Origin of the sequence: Klebsiella sp. KPN54798, assembly GCF_021184225.1 — a bacterium.
In the GTDB taxonomy this organism is placed as follows: domain Bacteria; phylum Pseudomonadota; class Gammaproteobacteria; order Enterobacterales; family Enterobacteriaceae; genus Klebsiella; species Klebsiella pneumoniae.
Window position 1 is genome coordinate 1,773,852 of record NZ_CP089234.1, and the last position, 22,288, is coordinate 1,796,139.

General features: G+C 52.8%; 12 protein-coding genes and 3 pseudogenes. 9 read left to right on the forward strand and 6 right to left on the reverse strand.

Annotation, left to right across the window (positions count from 1 at the left end):
• The first annotated feature begins 2 nt into the window (after window positions 1-2).
• The gene (locus LPQ25_RS08610; RefSeq protein ID WP_002911862.1) at window positions 3-338 is read left to right on the forward strand and encodes a DUF1869 domain-containing protein; all 336 of its coding nucleotides are present in this window, start codon (window positions 3-5) and stop codon (window positions 336-338) included.
• 5 nt (window positions 339-343) lie between these two features.
• Here LPQ25_RS08610 and LPQ25_RS08615 read toward each other — a convergent pair whose 3' ends face one another.
• Window positions 344-1,258: a LysR substrate-binding domain-containing protein gene (locus LPQ25_RS08615; RefSeq protein WP_014907252.1), complete on the reverse strand. Its 915-nt coding sequence runs from the start codon at window positions 1,256-1,258 to the stop codon at window positions 344-346.
• Window positions 1,259-1,389: 131 nt separating this feature from the next.
• Between LPQ25_RS08615 and LPQ25_RS08620 the strand changes: the two genes are divergently transcribed.
• From LPQ25_RS08620 to LPQ25_RS08630, 3 genes are all read left to right on the forward strand, one after another.
• Entirely contained in the window at window positions 1,390-1,965 is a 576-nt protein-coding gene (locus LPQ25_RS08620; protein WP_014907253.1) for a hypothetical protein, read from the forward strand.
• A gap of 192 nt (window positions 1,966-2,157) precedes the next feature.
• Window positions 2,158-2,994: an alpha/beta fold hydrolase gene (locus tag LPQ25_RS08625; RefSeq protein ID WP_004180471.1), complete on the forward strand. Its 837-nt coding sequence runs from the start codon at window positions 2,158-2,160 to the stop codon at window positions 2,992-2,994.
• Between the two features lie 206 nt (window positions 2,995-3,200).
• A complete protein-coding gene (locus tag LPQ25_RS08630) occupies window positions 3,201-4,172 on the forward strand; it encodes a sensor domain-containing diguanylate cyclase (RefSeq protein WP_002911798.1) in 972 nt (323 codons plus the stop codon).
• Here LPQ25_RS08630 and LPQ25_RS08635 read toward each other — a convergent pair.
• The gene (locus LPQ25_RS08635) at window positions 4,169-5,272 is read right to left on the reverse strand and encodes an AarF/UbiB family protein (protein ID WP_014907254.1); all 1,104 of its coding nucleotides are present in this window, start codon (window positions 5,270-5,272) and stop codon (window positions 4,169-4,171) included. The genes LPQ25_RS08630 and LPQ25_RS08635 overlap by 4 nt on opposite strands.
• Before the next feature lie 141 nt (window positions 5,273-5,413).
• Here LPQ25_RS08635 and LPQ25_RS08640 point away from each other — a divergent pair.
• Window positions 5,414-5,500 (forward strand): annotated as a pseudogene (locus LPQ25_RS08640) (type II toxin-antitoxin system PemK/MazF family toxin); the annotation flags it as partial.
• Window positions 5,501-6,304: 804 nt separating this feature from the next.
• On the opposite strand, the pseudogene LPQ25_RS08645 reads toward LPQ25_RS08640, so the two are convergent.
• The 4 genes and pseudogenes from LPQ25_RS08645 to clbR form a co-directional block, all read right to left on the reverse strand.
• Window positions 6,305-6,505, reverse strand: a pseudogene (locus tag LPQ25_RS08645) (IS3 family transposase); the annotation flags it as partial.
• Window positions 6,506-6,522: 17 nt separating this feature from the next.
• Window positions 6,523-7,373 (reverse strand): annotated as a pseudogene (locus tag LPQ25_RS08650) (IS3 family transposase).
• A gap of 145 nt (window positions 7,374-7,518) precedes the next feature.
• Window positions 7,519-8,253 carry a colibactin biosynthesis phosphopantetheinyl transferase ClbA gene (clbA, locus tag LPQ25_RS08655; RefSeq protein ID WP_001217110.1) on the reverse strand — a complete coding sequence of 245 codons (735 nt, stop codon included), beginning with the start codon at window positions 8,251-8,253 and terminating at the stop codon, window positions 7,519-7,521.
• Window positions 8,254-8,466, reverse strand: coding sequence for a colibactin biosynthesis LuxR family transcriptional regulator ClbR (clbR, locus tag LPQ25_RS08660; RefSeq protein ID WP_000357141.1), 213 nt, complete (start codon window positions 8,464-8,466; stop codon window positions 8,254-8,256).
• 401 nt (window positions 8,467-8,867) lie between these two features.
• Between clbR and clbB the strand changes: the two genes are divergently transcribed.
• The 4 genes from clbB to clbE are packed head-to-tail and all read left to right on the forward strand — an operon-like array spanning window position 8,868 to window position 22,286.
• On the forward strand, window positions 8,868-18,488 hold the full coding sequence (gene clbB, locus LPQ25_RS08665; protein WP_234599509.1) for a colibactin hybrid non-ribosomal peptide synthetase/type I polyketide synthase ClbB: 9,621 nt from the start codon (window positions 8,868-8,870) through the stop codon (window positions 18,486-18,488).
• Window positions 18,489-18,528: 40 nt separating this feature from the next.
• On the forward strand, window positions 18,529-21,129 hold the full coding sequence (clbC, locus tag LPQ25_RS08670) for a colibactin polyketide synthase ClbC (RefSeq protein ID WP_001297908.1): 2,601 nt from the start codon (window positions 18,529-18,531) through the stop codon (window positions 21,127-21,129).
• Window positions 21,130-21,138: 9 nt separating this feature from the next.
• Window positions 21,139-22,008 carry a colibactin biosynthesis dehydrogenase ClbD gene (gene clbD / locus LPQ25_RS08675; RefSeq protein WP_000982270.1) on the forward strand — a complete coding sequence of 290 codons (870 nt, stop codon included), beginning with the start codon at window positions 21,139-21,141 and terminating at the stop codon, window positions 22,006-22,008.
• Window positions 22,009-22,037: 29 nt separating this feature from the next.
• A complete protein-coding gene (clbE, locus tag LPQ25_RS08680; protein ID WP_001297917.1) occupies window positions 22,038-22,286 on the forward strand; it encodes a colibactin biosynthesis aminomalonyl-acyl carrier protein ClbE in 249 nt (82 codons plus the stop codon).
• The last annotated feature ends 2 nt before the right edge of the window (window positions 22,287-22,288 follow it).

Here is a 22,288-nt window from a genome sequence, read left to right on the forward strand (position 1 = left end):
AGATGACCAGTGAAAATAAAGGTTATACCTTAGCGCTAGAGAATGGCCGACTTCACCAGAAGCAGGAAAAAATATTTCTCAAACCAATGGTGTTGTATATTCCACAGCAGGCGGTGGAGGCCGTTAATGACCTGCTGAGCAAGTTACCGGACGACAGGGAAGAGGGGGAGTTTCTGTTGACGGTCACCAATAACAATAACGGCGTCTCGGTTGATAAAACCTTTTCCTCGCTGGCGGCGCTGCGCGACCCACTCACCGCGGCTGATGCGGTGAAGGATCTGATCAATATCGTTCGCGGCTACGAGTCCGATGAAGAGACCAACGTCTGCGGCTGGTAAGCCCGCTATCCCGCAGTCGGATGGCCGCCGTCGCCCGACGCCATCTGACTGAGCAGCCACTCCCGCAGAGCGATAATATCCGCCCGCTGCGCTACCGCTTCGGTAGTGACCAGGTAGTAGCGGGCGCCAGGCAATGCGTTGCTGAACGGCGCGGACAATACGCCGCGCTGCAGCAGATCCCGCGCCAGCAGTTCGCTGGCGATCACCACTCCCTGACCGGCCACCGCCGCCTGCAGGGCATGGGTCTCATCGCTAAAGGTTAACCCCGCATCAATATTCAGCGTCGGCGGTCCATAGCGCCGACGCCAGTTCTCCCAGCTCGGCGAATCAGCTGGCACGCGCCGGTTGGCAACGTGAAACAGCGTCACCCGCTGCAGATCTTCAGGCCGGCTGAGGCCCAGAGTCGGGCTGGCGACCACGATAAAGCGATCCTCATACAGCAGCGTGCAGTACAGGTCCGGCTCCGGCTTTTCACGATAGCGAATCGCGGCGTCTACCGTGCCCAGATGCAGATCCACTCGTTCGACGCTGGTGTGTAGCCGCAGGTCGATAGCCGGAAAGCGGGCGGTGAAATCCGCCAGCCGCGGCACCAGCCAGTGGGTGAGAAAATTGGAGGTGGTGGTGACGGTTAAGGATGGCGGCTGACGGGCATGAGCGATCTGGACGACGGCCTGTTCCAGGGCGCTAAAGGCGCGTTGGGTGGCCGCGTAAAGGATCTCGCCATCAGCGGTCAGACTGACGCCCTGCGCGCTGCGTTCGCAGACCCGGCACTCCAGCACCGACTCCAGCAGTTTAATCTGATGGCTGACCGCCGTCGCGCTGACGCTGAGCGCCTCGGCGGCCTGTTTAAAACTGCGGTGGCGGGCGACGGCATGAAAAGCGCGTAGCGCCCCCAGCGGCGGCAGACGGGGCGGTCTCATGGCTGAGTTTTTCTCATCTATGGCTGAAAACTATGCGTTTGTGTAAGGCAATATAGTGGCGATAGGCTACAGGCATGTAAAGACAATGACATGAATTAAATTCATGTAGCTTCGCCTGTCAGGAGTCAACTATGCACGTTGTAAGCCGCTACACCGCCGCGGAAGCCGCGGCAACGATCGACCCCCGCGGCCGCGCTATCGCCCTTAGCGTGGTCATCGCCGCCGGGGCCTTGCTGTTAATCATGCCCCCGGTTATCGGGGTGACCGGCACGCTGAGTCTGCTGACGGCGCTGATTGTGGCCTTTGGCGTCGGGTGGGGATTTACACGCGGACAATCCTGGCTTTATCGCTCACCCCTGGCGGCGACGCGCTGGGCCTTTCTGCTGTCAGCGGCCGGCTGGCTGCTGGCGCTGGTGGCCTGGTATGGCGGGCAGGACTGGCCGGCACTGCTGCCGGGCGTGGCGTGCGGTGGGGCGGGAGCGGCTGTCGCCTGGCGCATTGCGGCGGGTAGGACGGCGCTGCCGGGGATGCGGGTCAGCGTCGCCACGGTACTGAGCGTAGCTATCGCCATCGCGGCGACGCTGCTGACCTGGCATACTGCGGGAGGAGGACGGCATGGCGTCTGCTTTGCCTTCGCCGTGCTGCTTGACTGGGCGCTGCTCGGCGCGCTGATGGTGCGGATCCGCCAGCAGGAGAGTGCGGCCTGATACCAGACGCGGTCTGGTCCAGGATCGGCGAATCAAGCGAGACAGGGTAAGTTGTCCCGCCCGGCGTTAAATATCTTCTACACTGTTACAGGCATCACATTCCTGTGCGGTCGGCACTCCTGCCGGCCGCCGTCGGCGTTCAGCCCAGGCACGGGCCTGCAGGCTGGTTATCCTGAAAGAGGAGTCTGTAATATGGCATTTGTCACCACCCAAGACGGCGTCAATATTTACTTTAAAGACTGGGGTCCAAAGGAAGCTCAGCCGATTGTTTTTCATCACGGCTGGCCGTTAAGCGCTGACGACTGGGATAACCAGATGTTATTTTTCCTTGCCGAAGGGTTCCGGGTCATCGCTATCGATCGTCGGGGTCATGGCCGCTCCGATCAGGTTAGCGAGGGGCACGATATGGACCATTACGCGGCGGACGTCTCGGCGGTGGTGGAGCATCTGGATCTGCACAATGCGGTCCACGTCGGGCACTCCACCGGCGGCGGCCAGGTCGCACGCTACGTCGCCCGCTATGGTCAGCCGCAGGGGCGGGTGGCGAAGGCGGTGTTAATTAGCGCCGTCCCGCCGCTAATGGTGAAAACCGAGCAGAATCCGGGCGGGACGCCGATCGAGGTGTTTGACGGTTTCCGCAAAGCGCTGGCGGCGAACCGCGCCCAGTTCTATCTCGACGTCGCCTCTGGCCCGTTCTATGGCTTCAATCGTGATGGAGCAGAGATATCCCAGGGGACGATCCAGAACTGGTGGCGACAGGGGATGATCGGCAGCGCCAAAGCCCATTATGAAGGCATTAAGGCGTTTTCAGAGACCGACCAGACGGAAGACCTTAAGTCGATCACCTTGCCGGTGCTGGTGATGCAGGGAGATGACGACCAGGTGGTGCCCTATAAAAATGCGGCCATCCTGCAGGACAAGCTGCTGCCGAACAGCCAGCTGAAAATTTATCCTGGCTTCCCGCACGGGATGCACACCTCCCACGCCGATACCATCAACGCCGATCTGCTGGCGTTTATCCGCGCCTGATCTGCCCTCTTTGCCGGGCAGAGTGCCGTTAATGGCATTCCGCCAGCGCCCTGGGCGCCAGTCGCCTGGGGCGCGCCGGTTGACGTGCAGAGGAAATCTGCTTAACTCATGGGGTACCTGACGACTATTTTCCCCTCGCAGGATAAAACGCCGGGTTTCTCTGCGGAAACCCGGCGGAATTCTGCGCAAGAGACAAGTGAGAGACAATGAAATTAGCCGGACTTCATCCCGACGAGCAGCGTCGCCTGCAATCGCTACGCTCTTCCGGGCTGTTGAATAGCGGAAAAGAAGAACGCTTCGATCGCCTGACCAGGCTTGCCCGTTCGCTGTATAACCTGCCGGTGGCGTCCATCAGTCTGGTGGGGGAAGATCTCCTGCATATCAAGTCCTGTGCCGGTCTCGATGTGGACACGGTGCCGAGAGATATTTCATTTTGCGCCCATACCATTCTGCAAACCGACCCGCTTATCGTCAACGACATGCAGCAGGACGAGCGCTTTCACGATAACCCGCTGGTCATTGAGGCGCCGTTTATCCGCTTTTACGCCGGGTATCCGGTGCAACTGCCGGATGGCGCGACCGTCGGGTCGTTCTGCCTGATGGATCACCAGCCGCGATCGTTTTCCGCCCATGAAATGCAGATCTTAAGCGATCTGGCGGCGATCGTGGAGGATGAGTTCAAGGTGCTGGATGCGGCAACCTCGGATGAGCTGACGGGACTGTTTAATCGCCGGGGATTCCTCACCCTGGCAGAGTATGCCCTGCTGACGGCCCAGCGCCGCCATGAGCCGGTGAGTCTGGCGTTTGTCGACCTCGATCGCTTCAAGCACATCAATGATACCTGGGGGCATGAAGAGGGCGATCGCGCGCTGATCGCCATCGCCGACTTGATGAAAGCGGCCTTCCGCGAGTCCGATATCCTCGCGAGGCAGGGTGGGGACGAATTTATCATTCTGTTCGCCAATACCAGCCGCCACGATGCCGCGACGGCGATGGAGACGCTCAGCCACAACGTGGCGCGTTTCAACCAGCAGGCGGCCAATCCCTGGCAGCTGGCGTTCTCCTGGGGCTGCGTCGAATATGATCCCGCCAGCCATCCCAGTCTCAACGCGCTGGTGGCCACCGCTGACCGCCTGATGTACCAGGCGAAGCAGAAGCAGGGACGCGAGCGCCGTTAATCCTTTGCGGCGGTGGCATTCAACAGATACTGCTGCGCCTGCTGCCGCTTCTGCGCATAGCTGCTGAGCAGCGCCTGCTGCGATTTCCCTTCGTTATCGTAAAACAGGCCGCCTTCGTCGGCGATAAAGCGATAATGCTGTTCCAGCTGGTTTATCACCCAGTCAATGCGTTGCAGGGTGAGTAAGGTACAGGACTGACCATGCAGGTCGTCTTCAATATCCAGCACATGTGAGCGAAAGGCCTCTACGGCAAACAGCCGGCTCAGCGCGGCAGGGTCCGCCAGCGCCGACTCCCAGCGCGCCGTCAACTGCTGAAAGTGAGCCAGCACCAGCGGGTCAGCGCGCCGGGCGCGAAGCCAGACGAGCTTCCGGCGGTAGCTTTCGACCGCCAGCCGCTTCATCTCGCGATATTGCGCCAGCTGCTGTTCGGCGTCAGGGATCCGGGTCATCAGCCAGCTAAAAAAGAAGCGAGTCTCAAAACGTTCGACAAAGTGGAACAGCGGGTCGGCCAGACCATTGCTGTTGAATTCTCTCAGCGGGTCGAAGGGATACATATAGCCAAAATCGAACAGCCATAACTGCTCCTGCCGGTCCACCAGCAGATTCCCGCTACAGAGATCCCACTCCATCAGCCCCTGTTCATCGCAGGCTTCCAGAGTAGTAAATAGCTGGGCGATCAGCGGCGGGGTCAACTGGTGTATCGGCTCGCCATCGATCCAGGGGGAGAGCAGGATGCCGAGGCGATAATCGGCATACAGCGTTGGGACGATGTGGGTGAAGCGCGGCGCGGTGACCGGGTCATCCTTCAGCTGTTGCAATGCCTGCCGACGCTGTACCTCATTTAAAAACGACAGCTGGCCGTTGAGGTTGGCAACGCCGGCGACGGCGCGACGTTTCTTTAAATTGTACTCCTTGCCGGCGATGCGCAGACGATAAACCTCGCCGGTCAGGCCTGAGCCGTATACCTGCACCACATAGGGGGAATCGGGGCCCAGTGCGGCGAGGGTCTCGGGCGGCAGCGGGCAGTGGCTGACGTTGCCGACGATAAGAGGTTCTCCGCTGCGATCGAACGCCTGCTGTTGCTGTTGTCTGAGGTTCATGGTGCCTCCGGGTATAACGTTAGACAGAGTGGATAATCCACGCTATCTCACCCGCAAACGGTAGTGAATTCATCCTACTGGCAGGCGCTATTTCAGGCTGAGCTGGGGTGCATTCACGGAGGACACGCGGGGCGTAGGGAGGCGGTAGGGAACGGCAAGCGTCTGGAACGCATACCTGACGTCGTTGTCAACGAGGTGCTTGCCAGGCTGGATGCGATGCTGAGTTAAAGTCAGCGACGCAAAAAAGCAAAAAGCCTGCTCGAAAGCAGGCTTCTTAAATTTGGCTCCTCTGACTGGGATCGCCTTTGCCAGTAAGTGGCTAATAAGTAAGCTAAACCAGAGTTATCTTCCTGTCAAGACCACCAGAATGACCACCAATAGGAGCTGGCTACATAAATTTGGTTTGAGCTTCCCTACTGCATGTGGTGATAGTTACTATAGTGTCCCTACGTGGGAAGCGCTGATCCTCTCCCCTAGTGGAACTGTGTCTAAAGAGCGATAACAGTCCGCTCAGGGCGTGAAGCGGAAGTTGCTAAATCAGTCTATGTTAATCAACGAGGAGCTGGTAGATAAGATTGACACTAAAAATTATGGTGATGGTTCCAATAACGTGTTTGTTATCTGGACTTTATCATTAAAATCCTCTACAAAATCCGAGTGTTTTAAATTTCTAGGCTTCGTACATCTACAATCTGTACTCGTTGAAATTTCTTCATCTCCAGAGAAGTACTACAAGTTACGTATCCATCAAGAACGTGTTATGGAAGGTATGATGCCTGAAGAACCAAAAGCCATAGTTATAGAAGATACTGAGTGGGGGTGTATCCACTCGCAGTATCACTACCAAGATAAAGATCCTGCGATAATAACATGTATCGTAAACGTAAATAATACTGACTTAATAGCTACAGAGCTTGTGAACTCAGTGTTGAATACATCCTGAATTTCTTCTCTCGATGCTGGTACACAGCGATCATATAAAGTTACCGCGAAAGAAACGACTGATCCTACCCTCGTAATATGGACACTGCTCTAAGCGAGGTTCTGGTTTTCAAATTGTTCCGGAGTGAGACCGCCACACCAACTGTGCCGTCGCCAGCGACTGTAATCACATTCGATATAATTAAACACCGTTGCCCGCATTATTTCCCGGCTGATAAAGTGTTCTCCATGGAGACATTCCACTTTCAGTGAATGAAAGAAGCTTTCCACGCAGGCATTATCGTAGCAGCAGTGTAAATAGACCCATTTTAGTTCCATACACTTTTTGAGATCCCGGCCAAATAATGGCGCTGTCGGTATTCCTCCGGTGTCATATTATTCAGCGATTCATGCGGGCGTTCACAGTTATATTTTGATAACCATTTTTCAGTGATTTCCCGTACTTCATTCAGCGTTCTGAACAGATAAAAATCGAGTATTTCTGTTCGGTATGTCCGGTTAAAGCGCTCAATGAAAGCGTTCTGCGTCGGCTTACCCGGCTGGATAAACTCCAGTTTTATTGCATGTTTCTCTGCCCATTCAGCCAGTGCCAGGGAGATAAATTCCGGGCCGTTATCCAGACGAAGCATGGCCGGATAGCCACGGTTTGCCGCGATCCTGTCGAGTACACGGACCACTCGCTGAGCTGGCAGATTCAGATCGATTTCAATCGACAATGCCTCACGGTTAAAATCATCAACGACATTGAACATGCGAAAACGACGGCCACAGACCAGGGCATCATGCATAAAATCGACAGACCAGCTCAGGTTCAGACTCCGGCAGGCCTGACGGATACTGAGTTCGAACGTCGTTATCAGATGAGTAACCAGCTCACGCTTAAAGGCTGGTTTTAAAGCTTTTTTTCGATAACGTCTTTCAGCGCCCGGTTCTCCAGACTCAGGTCGGCAAACATTTGTTTTAGACGGCGGTTCTCGTCCTCAAGATCCTTGATTTTCTTAATATCAGAAGCCTCCATGCCGCCGTATTTGGACTTCCAGTTGTAATAGGTGGCTTCAGAGATTCCGGCCTCGCGACAGACATCTTTAACAGTTCGTCCGGCTTCAACCGACTTAATCACGGCGATGATCTGATGCTCAGTAAAACGGGCTTTACGCATAGCGCTCTCCTTCGTTGGCAGATTGATTATGCCGGATGATCTCTAAATGTGAATGGCACGATTATGCGGGATACTTACACCACCGACGGAATATGAAAATCAATATTATCGACGGCTCAGAAGTGTCTAGATTATCCGTGGCGATTCAATTCTGCCCATTTGACGAATGAATTAGCTGATAGTCGTGGTGATAAAGTTGGGACTGCATAGGAAATAGCTCAATAGTTATTTTAGGGGTGATGAGTGGAGAGGCTAATGCGAGAAATGAGTTACATATTTTCCATTGAGAGAAATAAACAGGTGAACCTCTATATTTTGAAGTTAGTTTTTTATTTGTTAAATGAAATTCAATACAATCCAGTCCTAAAGATAGGCCTTTACCTCGATATTTGATGTAAGCTTCTTTGAGCGTCCACATTTTCCAAAAAAGTAATTGACCTTCATAACGAGGAAGTGAAACTATGTTAGTAGCTTCCTGTGGAGTAAAAAAATGCTGACTGATATTCAGATAAGAGTTGTCTAAATCTCTTATTTGTTCAATATCGACACCAAGCTCGCAGTGAGAACTAATAGCAACGGCTACTGTATCTATAGTATGGGAAAGGTTAAAAAAAATCTTTTTTGCCAACTGAGGAAAAACTATAAATGGTTTGCCATATTTGCACGTACTAAATTGCCATGATTGTAATGAGACATCAGGTTGATATCTTTTTAGTGCTGTTTTGAGCAGGATACGGCTTAAAATATAGAGTTCTTTATCACTCACAAAATGAAACTGATCATAGCGTTTTATTTCTTCCTCATTGAGATAGTGAAGGAAGTTATCTCTACTGGTTTGATGAAAAAAACTAGTATGTCCAATTAATATATCAATCCTCATTTAGATAATCTCATTCCTGTTAGCAATGTGTATAGCGTGATTCGTATTCCGAGCTTGTATTTTATGTTTGATGTTTTTCACATGAAACTTTACTGTGTTTATTGATATGTTAAGATTATGTGATATTTGAGAGTACTCATCACCTTGTGCCAGCATGCGCAATACTTGTCTTTCACGCAGAGATAACGGGTTTTTTTCTTTGAACTTATCCATGTTTCCCCCCATCCTGAATGGTATCTGTGTATCTGTGTATCTGTGTATCTGTGTATCTGTGTATCTGTTGTTTTGGCAGTATTTAAGAGGAATTTACGATACAACGGTTTTTATGTAAATGGGAATTACGCATTATTTTCTATGTGGTGGCTGTATCAATTCATACCCGCTACATCATGTATGTACTGCATGACTTACATGTTTTTGCTTACAGACAGAATCTAATTCATTGAAGAAAAACATGTAATCAGAATATAAGGATTTTTTGGGGGTATTCCTGTAAGTGATAAAATGCAATATGATTATATGAATACGCAATAAAAAACTATACTTGCGGATAGGTGTGCCATTTAGAATAATCATGTTAAATAATCTATAAATCCGATAATAAGGTGATGGTTATGGATAATACCTCTGTAGATTTTCCATGTAATAAGATGGACACGCGTAAGCAGTTACCGCTAACACCAAGTCAACAGGGGTTTTTATTCCATTCCTTAAAGGATAAGAAAAGGAGTAACTACCATGAGCATTTTACATGCATTTTTTCTCAGCATGTAGATAGCGCCCACTTCAAGTGGGCGCTGGAAACGTTATTTCGAAAGCATGAGTGTTTTCGCACTGATTATAACTGGGAGATTGATGAGCGCCCTTGTCAGGTGGTGAAGACCGATGTGTTGCCGGATATATATGTGTTAGACTGTGAGCAAGAGGAAATACGTTTTCTACTAGCTAATGATGACATTATCATTCCTGTCCCGCAGGATGACGGTATTGATGCTATAATTCCTCAACTGCTACAGGCTGATTTAAAATACCCATTTTCCTTGAAAACGATCCCAGTCCGGGCCTACCTTATTCAGTCAACGAAAGAAAGTGCTTTTATACTATCATACCATCATATTGTGATGGATGGCTGGAGCTTATCCCTTTTCATTAAACAGTTGCTCCAACTCTATGGAGCGGCTGTGGTCAGTGGTGTGAGGGATGATAGCGCCATTATCCCCTCATCTCTGAAACCCCTTGTAGACACACTGTCGGCCCGACGTCACACCTTTCAGCACGACTATTGGGCTGCATATCTTCGGGAGGGAACACCAACTTGTATCGTGCCGCTGTCACAATATCACACAGATACTGAAGCCGAGAACAATTCTTACGTTAATCAAACAAATCATGTGGAGATCAATTTGTCTCCGGATGTGTGTCAGAAAATACAGACGCTATGCAGCGATTATCGTATCACCCCCGCAGTAATCTTCTATGTGGCCTGGGGCATCCTGCTACAACGTTGGTGCTATGCTGACGATGTGTTATTCGGCGCGACAATATCAGGGCGAAATATACCAATTGATGGTATAGAAGAAACACTAGGGCTATTTATTAACACGTTGCCGCTGCGTCTGCGTGATGATGGGGCGACACTGTTGCAACACTTACAACGTATGCACCAAACACTAATAGCTCACTACAGCAATGAACATGATGCCTTAGCCAGCATACAACGGTTGGTACATAAAGAAGGTCATGCTGGGGATCTTTTTAATACCTTAGTGGTGTTGGAGAATTATCCCGTTGATATGACATTATTGTCATGCGCGTCGCCCGTGGCAATTCGCCATCTCAGTGTACATGAACAAACGCACTATCCGCTGACCTTGACCATCACTCAACAGAAGGGATTCCGTTTCAGTATTGCATATGCCCTTAACTACCTGACCAACAACATGGCGCAAGCGTTGCTGATGCACCTGAGTTATCTGCTTGAACAACTGGTGGACAATCCGCAGCGCCCCATTGCTGCGTTGGTAAACTTGTCCCCATGCCAGCAGGCGCAGGTACTTCAACCCTATCTGGAACGCATGGCATGCCGGGATTGGGATAGTCAATCCAACGTCATCGAACAATTTCATCAAGTTGCTGCGACTTCGCCAGCACAGGTCGCAGTGGTTGATGAATTGTGCGCGTTGACCTATTCGGAGTTGGCAGCACAAGCTGAGCAGCTCGCGGCTTATTTGGTACAGCAGCGTGTTATGGTTGGCGATACTGTAGGCATAATTAGCGAACGCCGGGTAAACACCGTGGTTGCCATCATCGCCATCATGTTGATCGGGGCTGCTTATGTGCCCATCAGCCCCGACTACCCAGTGGGTAGGATGCAGGAAATTATTGATGACAGCGGCTTGGCGCTGTTGCTGGTACATGGCAAACCGCTAGATGCATTAAACGTTGCGCAGAGTGACCTCTGTGCATTTCCCGTCGCGCCCTCGGTGGTATTTCCGGTTATCACACCAGATTCTCGCGCTTATGTGATTTATTCATCGGGGTCGACGGGTAAGCCAAAAGGTATCGCGGTGGCGCACCGCGGTTTATTGCGCCTGATACAAGGCGACAGCCCGCTGAAGGTGGAGAGCGGTGAGACAACGCTGCTGACCTGCCCATTTGAGTTTGATGTTTCGGTGTTTGAGATGTGGTCTACCTTGCTCAACCACGGCAAACTAGTATTACTCAGCAAACAGGCATTACTTGATATCAATCACATTCGCCGCACGATCGCTGATGAACAGGTGGCGCGCGCCTGGTTTACCTCATCCTTGTTTAACTCCTATGTGGCAGAAGGTGCCGATTTCTTCGGTATGTTACAACACATTACGGTGGGCGGCGAAGCAGTATCTGCGTGGCATGTCAACGACGTGATGCAAAAATACCCGCATCTGGTGGTGACAAACGGTTATGGGCCGACGGAAAACACTATTTTTACCACCGCATATCGTTTCAACGGGTTGCAACCCGCCCGAGTCCCGATAGGATACGCGGTACCGGGCACCTCGCTCTACATTACCGATCTCCATGGGCATTTGTTGCCTATCGGTGCCACCGGTGAACTAGTGGCGGGTGGAGTGGGGGTCGCCATCGGCTATCAGAACAACCCGGCGCTAAGTGCGACGGTTTTTGTCCCTGATCCTTTTATTCCCGGCGGTATGATGTACAAAACTGGCGATTATGCCCGGTTGCTGGATGATGGCTGTGTTGACTGTTTTGGGCGTAAAGACGGTCAAATTAAGATCAATGGACAACGAATTGAAACCGGAGAGATCGAGCAGCGCCTGCTGGAGTGCTCCGGCATTATCGAGGCGGTAGTGGTTCCTTACCGCGTACGTGAAACGCTGCATATTGCGGCAGTGGTCTGCGTCAATGATAGCTATGATGAGGTGGAAGTTCGAGGGCAATTGGCTGACAGATTGCCGCCATTCGCTATTCCGGAATCCTTGGTGGTGGTGACGGAGATTGCAAAAAGCCATAGTGGCAAGGCCGACTTGGCGCAGTTGCGGTATCTCCTGCCCGCAACTCAGTGCAACGCCGTGTCCACCACGATATCAGAGGTGCATAGTGACATGGAACATGCGCTGCATGCTATCTGGCAACGCGTACTTGATAGACAAGACATTGATAGCAATGCCTCCTTTTTCGCCCTCGGTGGCACCTCATTGGATACCATCAGGGTTAAAGGGGATATTAAGCGGCAACTTGGCTTGGAGATTGATATTACCGATCTCTTTAAGTACCCAACGCTCACGGCGTTAGCACATTTTCTCGATACTGCCGTATCGCCGGAGGATGCAATTCCAACGCGTGCTGTTGTCTACAGCGACATGCCGGTGGCGATTGTCGGTATGGCGGGACGTTTCCCCGGTGCGGCGAATATTGCAGCGTTGTGGACGCTGGTTGTAGGAGGGGAATCGGGATTAACACTGTTCAGTGATGAAGAGTTGCGCGCGCATGGTGTGACACCTGACACGCTTAAACAAGCGAATTATATAAAAACCAAAGGGATTGTTGATGATCACGAATGGTTTGATGCGGATTTCTTTGGTTATACTCCCAACGAGGCGGAATGTATGGATCCGCAAATTCGCTTATTGCATCAGTGCTGCTGGCAAACTCTGGAACACGCTGGGTGCGATCCTGCCACCTTTACTGGTGCGATTGGCATTTATGCCGGACTGCTGACATCCCCCCACTGGCTTAATGCGGTAATGCAAGACACTACCGACTCTACCGCCCTGTACAAGGCCAGTATCCTGAATATCCATTCCGTCACAGCATTGATTGCCCATGCGCTTAACCTCACCGGCCCTGCCGTGACGCTTGACACCGCCTGCTCCACTTCGGCAGTGGCTATCCACCAGGCCTGCATCGCACTACGTAACCGGGATTGCGATGCGGCATTGGCGGGCGGCGTTTCTATCGAGATGCCTGCGTACCGGGGCTATGAATATCATGAAGGCATGATCAATGCGCGAGATGGTGTCTGTCGTCCTTTCGATAGCCAAGCCTCTGGCACAGTCACCGGTGATGGCTTAGGAATGCTGCTGCTAAAACGTCTGGACGACGCGCTGGCGGATCGGGACTGCATCTATGGTGTGATCAAAGGTTCGGCGGTCAATAATGATGGCAATAACAAAATCGGCTATACCGCGCCGAGTGTGATCGGGCAATCAACGGTAATCCGCACCAGTTTGCGCCGTGCCGGTTTTGATAGCGACAGTATCGGATTGGTGGAAGCGCACGGCACCGGTACGGTGCTGGGTGATCCTATTGAGTTACGTGCGCTTAATGAGGTGTTTGGCCCAACACCTGTTCCGTTTTGTGTGGTTTCAGCGCTGAAAAGTAATATTGGCCACCTCAACTCCGCTGCGGGAGTGGCGGGCGTCATCAAAACAACGCTCGCCCTGCATCATCAAGTGTTGCCACCAACAGCGCACTTTCGCCAACTCAATCCTGCTATAGATCTATCGCGTTCTGCATTGTACGTTAACCAGCAAGTCCAACCGTGGCCGTCGACGCGTCCTCGTCGTGCACTGGTGAGCTCCTTCGGCATCGGCGGCACCAATGCCAGCATCGCACTAGAAGCACATCAACATGAGGACGACCCTTCAGCGACGGGGGTACGCGACAGCTATCTGTTGTTGTTCTCCGCTAAAACACCCGCTGCGTTAGAGTTGCGCGTGGCCTCCACACTGGAATATGTCAAGCATGGAGTAGGGGTGCGCCTGCCGGATGTGGCTTATACATTGCAAACTGGACGCACAGCCTTTGACCATCGGCGGGCTTATTTGGTGAGTCGTGGGTCGAAAATCGATCTCTCCTGTGCCACGATATTGCAAGCGGAAATCTTCAATGGTCAGCGCACGACAGCGGAGATCTGCTTCATGTTTCCTGGTCAAGGTAGCCAATATCACGGCATGGCCAGCGCGCTCTATGCTCATCAACCCATGTTTCGCCAGCACATGGATCGCTGCTTTGCTGCATTCCAACGCTATTCGACGGTCGATCTCAAGGCGTTGTTGTTTGACGATGAGGATACGCGGGATATTGATCAAACGCAGTTCACACAACCGGCGTTGTTCTGTGTCGAATACAGCCTAGCGCGCACCTTGATTGATCTGGGGATTACGCCGGACAGTATGATCGGGCACAGTCTGGGCGAGTATGTTGCGGCCTGTATTGCTGGCGTATTTACTCTTGAGGATGCGCTGCACGTCATTGAGGCGCGCGGACGTTTGATGCAGTCCATGCGTCCCGGTAGCATGATGGCGGTCTACCTTAGTCGCGAACAGTTGACCCCATGGCTAGCTGCAGAACGGGGTATTGAACTGGCAGCTAATAATAGCGCGCATTTTTGCGTAGTCGCGGGCGAGCAGGCGGCCATTTCCCGTTTGAGCACACGCTTAGTCGAGGGCGGGATACAGCACAGGCGCCTGAAAACCTCTCACGCATTCCACTCGGCCATGATGACGCCGATGCTGCACGATTTTGCACAGTTGCTGGGGCAAATCCCGATGCACGCGCCGCACAAGCGCTTTATATCTAATGTAAGCGGTACATGGATTACTGAGGAGCAAGCTACCTCGCCGGATTACTGGGTGCAGCAAGTGCGCAACGCGGTGCTGTTTAGCGAAGGTGCGGCGCAACTGTTGGTACAACCCACGCTGTTTATCGAATGTGGGCCGGGTAATACGCTCTCTACCTTTATTCAAGGACATAACCAATACAGCGATCAGCCGACCCTGTTGACGCTACGCAAAGCCAACGCGGCGATCGATGATGAGCACATGTTGCATCGTACGCTGGCGGCGCTGTGGGTCAGGGGGGAGAATATTGATTGGAGACGCTTTAACCAGACGGCACTCGGCAAGCACATTCCATTGCCGGATTACCCCTTCGAACAGACTTATTACTATCGCTATGGTGCTGCACTTTCCGGTTATCGCCAGTATCCAAATCCTCTGCGCCGTCCGCAAGATGAGTGGCTCCAGCGTGTGCTGTGGCGGATGCACGACACATCCTTGCGGGAGGCGTTCTATGCGCCGGGCGAATTGATCATCATTATTAGTGCTGACGGCGACAAGTTACAGCAGACGCTGATGAGTAGTGGTGTCGACAGCATCACAATGCCGCTGCCGATATCGTCAGAGGACGACGTGTGGGATAATGACCGTATTCTGACGCATTTCCACGACATCTGCGCACTTTTAGCACACAAAACCTACCGACAGTTACATTGCTTGTATGCTCCCGGTGCGGAGGCAGGATCATCGTTGACACAGTCGCTCTCGGGACTTTATCGTGTTGCTCGCTGGTGTATGCACAGCACCACGCCGCTGGCGTCCTTAACAGTATTGACCCATGGTGCGTTTCGCGTACAGGAAGAGGATAATCCCGAACCGACGCTGGCAGCGTTGTCGGGCGCAGTAAACGTGTTTGCCCAAGAGCTGCACCCGACCGAAGTACGATTGATCGATATCGATGCGCAGAGCAGTGATGAGAATCTGAACTTGCTAACCCAGCGTCTGGCCCCGAAACAAGAAACGGTAATGGCGCTCAGGCAGGGGATGCTTTACCTGCGACGCTTTATCCCGACACGGCTGTTGGCGCACTTACCCCCTCAAACAGGGTGTATACCGGGCAACGTACTGTGGATTATCGGCGGTGAAAAGGGGATTGGCCGCATGATCGGCGAAGCGCTTGCTCAGCGTGAGGGAGTCCGTGTGGTACTGAGCAGCCGCACAGGTTATCACCATGAAGCGGTGCAGCAGGACGCATTAGACGTTATCCACTGCGACGTGACGCAGGCGGAGGCGGTTAGAGCTTGTCTGGCAACTCTGCTCGAACGCTATGGACGGTTGGATGGCGTGATTTTTGCTGCCGACGCTACCACCACATTGACACTGCATCAATTGAGCGAATCTGCGCTACGCGACACGCTAACGGTGAAAGAACGGGGTACTGCTAATGTGCTGCATGCGTTAGCGCAACGGAATCTGCTGGATGAGCGTCTGCTACTGCTGTTCTGTAACTCGTTGGCTGCCGTGAATGCGGAGATTGGCCAGACAGGCTATGCTACCGCCAGCGCCTATTTGGATGCACTGGCACAGCAACTGCGTACCCGCTACAAGGTGAATGCGCTCAGTATCGGGTTGGATGCATTGCGTGAGCAGGGCATGTTGTTGGATGCTATAAACGGCAGTGATTACGATGTCTTGCGTGGACTGCGCCCATTGATGACGGGAACGTTGCTACAGGCTTATAAACAACAAGGGGCTGACACCAGCTACTACGCGCGATTATCCCCCGAGTCCGATTGGCTGCTGGATGAGCACCGGATATCCGGTATCGCCACGCTGCCGGGAACCGGCTATCTGGCGCTGGCGTATGAAGCTCTGCGCCATTACTTTGTGCAAGACCAAATCTGCATTGATGAATTGGTCTTTTTGGCACCGTTGACTGTGATGGACAACTGCAGTGTTGACGTTTTTGTTGACATTTCACCTAACGGGCAAGGAGTTAGTGTCGAGGTGAAATCAATGACGGAGCGCTTTAGTGGCACGTTAACAACCCATGCCAGAGGCAGGGCGACGCGTCTGATGGTAGACGATAATGTTGTGTGCGATCTCACGGGGCTGATGCGCGAGATGCACACTATCACTCCTCCAACAAAGGAATTATCGAGCACGCACTTCCACTATGGGCCGCGCTGGCACAGCGTACAACAACTGTATGGCAATACCGCCCAGACTCAGGTTTTCGCAACGCTGGCCCTGCCCACCGTTGCCGCTAATGATACGATCGCACTGCACCCTGCGCTGTTGGACATCGCCAGCAGTGTTGTCGAACAACTGCCTGGTTTTCATACTGATTCGGTACCTTTCCTTTATCAGGATTTACGCCTGTACCGCCCGTTGCCGAACACCTTACATGTGGCGCTGACTGTCAATCGGCACGATGAGGAGGGTGACAGCTACGCTTTCACGCTCTACGACATGGCAGGCGAGATGGTTGCCCGCTGTGCGGCAATGGTGAAGCGCAAGGTACAGCTCCACATACAAGATGTCGATGACGACACGCGACTGCGCGTGCCCAGTGCCGATAACTACCAACTGCGGCTGGCCGCTGAGGGGGAGGGGGCAGGAAAGCTAGCGTTGTGCCCTACGCCGCGCTTAGCGCTGGGGGATTCACAAGTAGAGATTGAGGTACTGGCCACCGGACTGAACTTTAAGGATGTGCTGTTCACCACGGGATTGCTCCGGCAGCAGCCGGGTGAGGCTCCGCTGCAATTGGGACTGGAGTGCGCCGGACGCATTACTCGCGTGGGTAAAAATGTCACTGAATTTGCCCCGGGAGAGGATGTTATGGCGGTGCTAAACGGTGGTTTTGTCCAGTACGCACGGGTAGAAAGCGATTGCGTAGTGAGAAAACCAGCCCATTGTCGCATCGAACAGGCGGCTGCGCTGCCTATCGCATACCTCACCGCCTATTACGCACTGGTGGTGCGCGCTAATTTGCAACCCGGAGAACGAGTATTGATCCACAGTGCGGCGGGGGGCGTTGGCTTGGCTGCGCTACATATTGCCAAACGCTGCGGAGCACAGATTTTCGCCACAGCAGGTAGCGAGCAGAAACGCGATTACTTGCTTTCGCTAGGCGTACATGCCGTAGCTGATTCACACGACGAACAGTTCGCTGCCACTCTGCTGACCGCATCGGACGGACAGGGGATGGATGTGATCCTTAACTCCCTCACAGGCCGTCTGCTTGACGCTAGCCTCGCGCTGCTGGCACCGCTGGGCCGTTTTCTTGAGCTGGGCAGCAAGGACATTGTGGAAGACAAAGCGCTACCGATGCGTTTCTTCGCCCAAGGCGGCACCTTTATTCCGATTAATTTTCACGCGGCGCATGGTGCGTTTAGTCGCTACCTGCAACAGATTGTCGCTTGGATAGATGATAACACGCTACCGCTCCTTCCATGCAAATCCGTACCATTGCCCGAGGTTGCACGCGCCTTCGCCACCCTGACCACGCCGCAGCATATTGGCAAGGTGGTGGTAACGCATCGCACTGCGGCAGGCATGGACCGGCTGAACGCCATGATAGCAGAAAGGCGCCTCGGCGGCTATGCGCTCAGCATGAGCAATGCCGAGGTGATGCGCCAATTGTGGCCGATACTGAACACTCGCAGTCCGTGGGCGCAACTGCTGCTCTCACCTCGGGCGATCGATAGATTAGCGCGGGGCAACCGGGTGGATCGCGGTGTACCGTCTGCCGCTAACGATACGATTACTCAGCAGACAGTGAAAAAGCGGCCCCGTCCGGAAATTGGCGTGCCTTACAGCCCCGCGACACGTGAAGTGGAACGCGTGCTCTGCCAAATCCTGGAAGAGTATCTGGGTCTGGATAGAGTAGGCATTGACGACAACTATGCCGAATTAGGGGCAACCTCACTCGATATGGTGCAACTGAGTGGGCAAATGGCGCGTCACTATCCGCAAGTGAGCGTGGTGTCGCTGTACAACCACGCCACCGTGCGCCAGCTGGCGACGTTTTGCCAGCCCCCGGAGGGCGAGTCAAATGCGCCATCACCACAGCCTGCAGTACAGACGAATACGCGCGCGAATCAGATAGCAAAACGTGCTTTGCAAATTGCGAAAAATACTGCGCGCAGTCACACGTCTTTGCATTAATCCGGGCGCCTCCTCGCCCTGAAGAAAGGTAATGAAGTTTATGGAATACGCAAGCGAAATGAACGGCATGGAAATCGCCATTATTGGTATGGCGGTCCGTTTCCCGCAGTCCCGGACGTTACACGAATTCTGGCATAACATCGTTCAGGGTAAAGAGTGCGTCACCTTCTTTAGCGAGGAGGAGTTGCTGGCCGAAGGCGTCGAACAGAGTACTCTGGACAACCCGGCCTATGTACGGGCCAAGCCCTATATCGAGGGCATATGCGACTTTGATGCTGCATTTTTCGGTTACAGTCACAAAGAGGCGCAGACTCTGGATCCGAAATCCCGCGTATTACATGAAGTTGCCTACCATGCGCTGGAAGATGCAGGCTATGCCCAACGTACCAGCGATCTGATCACCGGGGTATTCGTGGGGGCGTCAGAAGATGTGGATTGGCTACGGCGTTCGCTGTCACAGATTGGCGGCGATGCGCTGAATCGTTTTGAGTCTGGCATCTATGGTCATAAGGATCTGCTCGCACATCTCATTGCCTACAGTCTCAATCTCAACGGTCCGGTGTATAGTCTCTACACCAGTTGTTCGACTTCTCTGAGTGCAACGCATATCGCTTGCCGCAGCTTGTTGTTTGGCGAATGTGATCTGGCGTTGGCGGGTGGAATTACTATCGATTTACCGCAGAAGTCAGGCTACTTCTGTCAACAGGGCATGATCCACTCCACCGATGGCCACTGCCGTCCTTTTGACAGTCAGGCTTCTGGCACCCTGTTTGGCGATGGCGCGGGTGTGGTTGTGCTTCGGCGTTTGGAAGATGCTCTGGCAGCGGGCGATCGCATCTATGCGGTGATCCGGGGTAGCGCGGTCAACAATGACGGTAAACAAAAAATCGGTTTTGTCGCGCCTGGTCATGAGGGACAGAAGGCGGTCATTTGTGCGGCCTGTCATCTGGCAGAAGTAAGCCCAGAAAGCATCGGCTACGTTGAAACCCACGGTACCGGCACCCGTATTGGCGATCCTATCGAGTTCGCTGCGTTGACGGAGGCGTTCGATACTTCACACCGCCAATACTGTGCACTAGGGGCTGTAAAGGCGAATATTGGCCACACCCACGCGGCGGCGGGCGTGGCTGGGTTAATCAAGACGGCGCTGGTACTTCATCACCGGACCATTCCGCCGCTCGCCAACTATCAAATGCCTAACTCGAAGCTGGATCTGGCGCATTCACCGTTTTATATCCCGATACAGCCGCAGGAGTGGCCCGCATCGCGGATGCCGCCCCGCGCTGGCGTCAGTTCTTTTGGCATTGGCGGTACTAATGTGCATATGATTTTGGAAGGGCTGAATCCTGCGGTGCGCGATGACCATGACCAAGTGCGAGCACCGGTGTTTATCCCTCTCTCCGCGCCGTCTTTCGAGCAGTTGGATGAGCTGACGCAACAGCTTACCCCGTTGCTGGCTACCCTTGATGCGTCAACGCTAGCCTACACACAACAAGTGGCGCGCCCCGTGTTTGATTGCCGCCGAGTGATACAAGTGGAAAACGATGGTACGCAAGCGATGCTGGCATCGCTGGATAACCTAATGCCCGACGCTCCTTGGGGCCTACACTGTCCAGATCTACGTACTACGAACGATTGTACTTACGCACAGTGGCTGGCGCATTCGGCACATTATCAACGCGAAGCGACTGCTCTGACGGCATTACTCGACGGCATGAATATTCCACCCGCTTATTGCCACGCTGAAACGTGGGCGGCACAAGCGAACAGCAGCCTGCTAATCAGAGGCTGCCAGACTATCGCCGCGCTAAAAACCTGGATGAACCTGCTACCGACATTAACACTGCTGTCGGGTGCTGGAACAGGCCTTTTGCCTGCCGCTGCAGCCAGTGGCATGATTGCGACGCAAGACGTGTTGCATTTGCTGTGGGAAATGGAGCAAAAGGCGCTTCATCTCTGGCTTCCTGAGCGCCATGAACCTATCCCCGGCTACGTGCTGGCTTGGCAAGGAAATCCCATCACCGATGCACAGCGTAACGACAGAGGGTTTTGGAGTGAAGCGCTGTTGGCAGATACCCGAGAACTGGGGGAGGGCGTTCACAGTATCAACTGGGTTAGGCTGCCGCCGGAAATAAGAGAAGACGTTGATGTATTGCGCTACGTGGCGCAACTGTGGTGTGCAGGTATCAATGTGGATTGGGCCGTGTGGTACGGCACTCCGCTGCCGCAACGCGGGAGCGCATCAGCATATCCCTTCGCACACAACCACTACCCATTGCCTGGACGGGTAATGGGTAGTGTGGAGACCCAACCCGAAGCAGGACCCGAAACGCACCACCCTTATCAGGCACGTCCCGTGTTAAGCGTACCTTTCGTAGCCGCACACTCGCGGGGTATGCAGTATATCACAGGTCTGATGGAACTGTTGCTGGAAATATCGCCGGTCGGGGTGGACGACGACTTTTTTGAATTAGGCGGGCATTCGCTGCTGGTGACGCAATTGACCTCCCGTTTAGAACGCGATTTCAACGTACATATCGATCTTTTGACCCTGATGGAAAACCCCAATCCGCGCAATATCTACGCGCATATCGCGGCGCAACTGGGGGGCGAAGACAACCTCGAAATAGCCTGTCAGTAAAGGAGCTCAATGATGAACGTGGCGGTAATAGGTGCAGGAGTAATGGGAACTGGCGTCGCTCATAACATGGCGCAATACGGCATATCAACTAACGTTGTGGATATTTCTCAATCTCAGTTGGATAAATGCCGACAGATGATCGAAGCGAACTTACGCTTATATAATTTTCACCCGCAGCATAAAAAAAAGACGCATAGCACAGCGGAGATAATGGAAAATATCCGTTTCACAACTGAGTTGGACGACATTGTAGAATGTGATTTGGTGATTGAGAATATTACTGAGGATATAGAGAAAAAAAATGCACTATACACACGGATGAATACGATCTGCGGCGCGTCGACAGTGTTTGGTGTTAATACGTCCGCCATATCTATCACTGCGTTGTCAAAATTAATGCGACATCCGGAGAATGTAGTCGGCGTCCATTTTATGAACCCGGTACCGCTGATGCACACCGTCGAATTAATCCGTGGTGTACATACTGCAGAGCGTACACTGAACATATTTCACCACTTATTTGCTCAGTTGAATAAAACCGGCATCGTGGTCAATGATTCTCCGGGCTTTGTCACTAATCGTGCCATGATGATTTTTGTTAACGAAGCCATATTTATGGTGCAGGAGCAGATCGCCCGTGCTGAGGATATCGATACGTTGTTTAAAACCTGCTTCGGGCACAAGATGGGGCCACTACAAACTGCCGATTTGATTGGCTTGGATACGATTTTGCAATCGTTGCAGGTGCTATATGAAAGTTTTAATGATGATAAGTATCGCCCCAGCTTTTTATTAAAGAAAATGGTCGATGCAGGGTATTTGGGCGTGAAATCAGGGCAGGGGTTTTATCGCTATCAACAGACGTACGCCGAGCAGTGATTCTGGGTTAACCAGATAGGGATATGAATATGAAAAAGCAAGATATGAAAGCCGCCATTCGGGAATTTCTTTCACGCTCATTACGTGGGCATACGTTGAACGATGATGACGATATTTTTTCTCTCGGGCTTGTCCATTCGTTATTTACTGTGCAAATCATACTGTTTATAGAAAAAAATTTTCAGGTTGAGCTGGAAGTGAGTGAGTTGAAAACAGAACAGATTGCTACCGTCAATAAAATAGTGGAGCTCATTCAGCGACAAACAGGCCTGGAGTAAAC

What these genes read in the sequence shown, in the direction of transcription:
- clbC (WP_001297908.1), top strand. Translation starts at nt 18,529, where the DNA reads ATGGAATACGCAAGCGAAATGAACGGCATGGAAATCGCCATTATTGGT.
- clbB (WP_234599509.1), top strand. Translation starts at nt 8,868, where the DNA reads ATGGATAATACCTCTGTAGATTTTCCATGTAATAAGATGGACACGCGT.
- LPQ25_RS08630 (WP_002911798.1), top strand. Translation starts at nt 3,201, where the DNA reads ATGAAATTAGCCGGACTTCATCCCGACGAGCAGCGTCGCCTGCAATCG.
- clbD (WP_000982270.1), top strand. Translation starts at nt 21,139, where the DNA reads ATGATGAACGTGGCGGTAATAGGTGCAGGAGTAATGGGAACTGGCGTC.
- clbR (WP_000357141.1), bottom strand. Translation starts at nt 8,466, where the DNA reads ATGGATAAGTTCAAAGAAAAAAACCCGTTATCTCTGCGTGAAAGACAA.
- LPQ25_RS08635 (WP_014907254.1), bottom strand. Translation starts at nt 5,272, where the DNA reads ATGAACCTCAGACAACAGCAACAGCAGGCGTTCGATCGCAGCGGAGAA.
- LPQ25_RS08610 (WP_002911862.1), top strand. Translation starts at nt 3, where the DNA reads ATGACCAGTGAAAATAAAGGTTATACCTTAGCGCTAGAGAATGGCCGA.
- LPQ25_RS08615 (WP_014907252.1), bottom strand. Translation starts at nt 1,258, where the DNA reads ATGAGACCGCCCCGTCTGCCGCCGCTGGGGGCGCTACGCGCTTTTCAT.
- clbA (WP_001217110.1), bottom strand. Translation starts at nt 8,253, where the DNA reads ATGAGGATTGATATATTAATTGGACATACTAGTTTTTTTCATCAAACC.
- clbE (WP_001297917.1), top strand. Translation starts at nt 22,038, where the DNA reads ATGAAAAAGCAAGATATGAAAGCCGCCATTCGGGAATTTCTTTCACGC.
- LPQ25_RS08625 (WP_004180471.1), top strand. Translation starts at nt 2,158, where the DNA reads ATGGCATTTGTCACCACCCAAGACGGCGTCAATATTTACTTTAAAGAC.
- LPQ25_RS08620 (WP_014907253.1), top strand. Translation starts at nt 1,390, where the DNA reads ATGCACGTTGTAAGCCGCTACACCGCCGCGGAAGCCGCGGCAACGATC.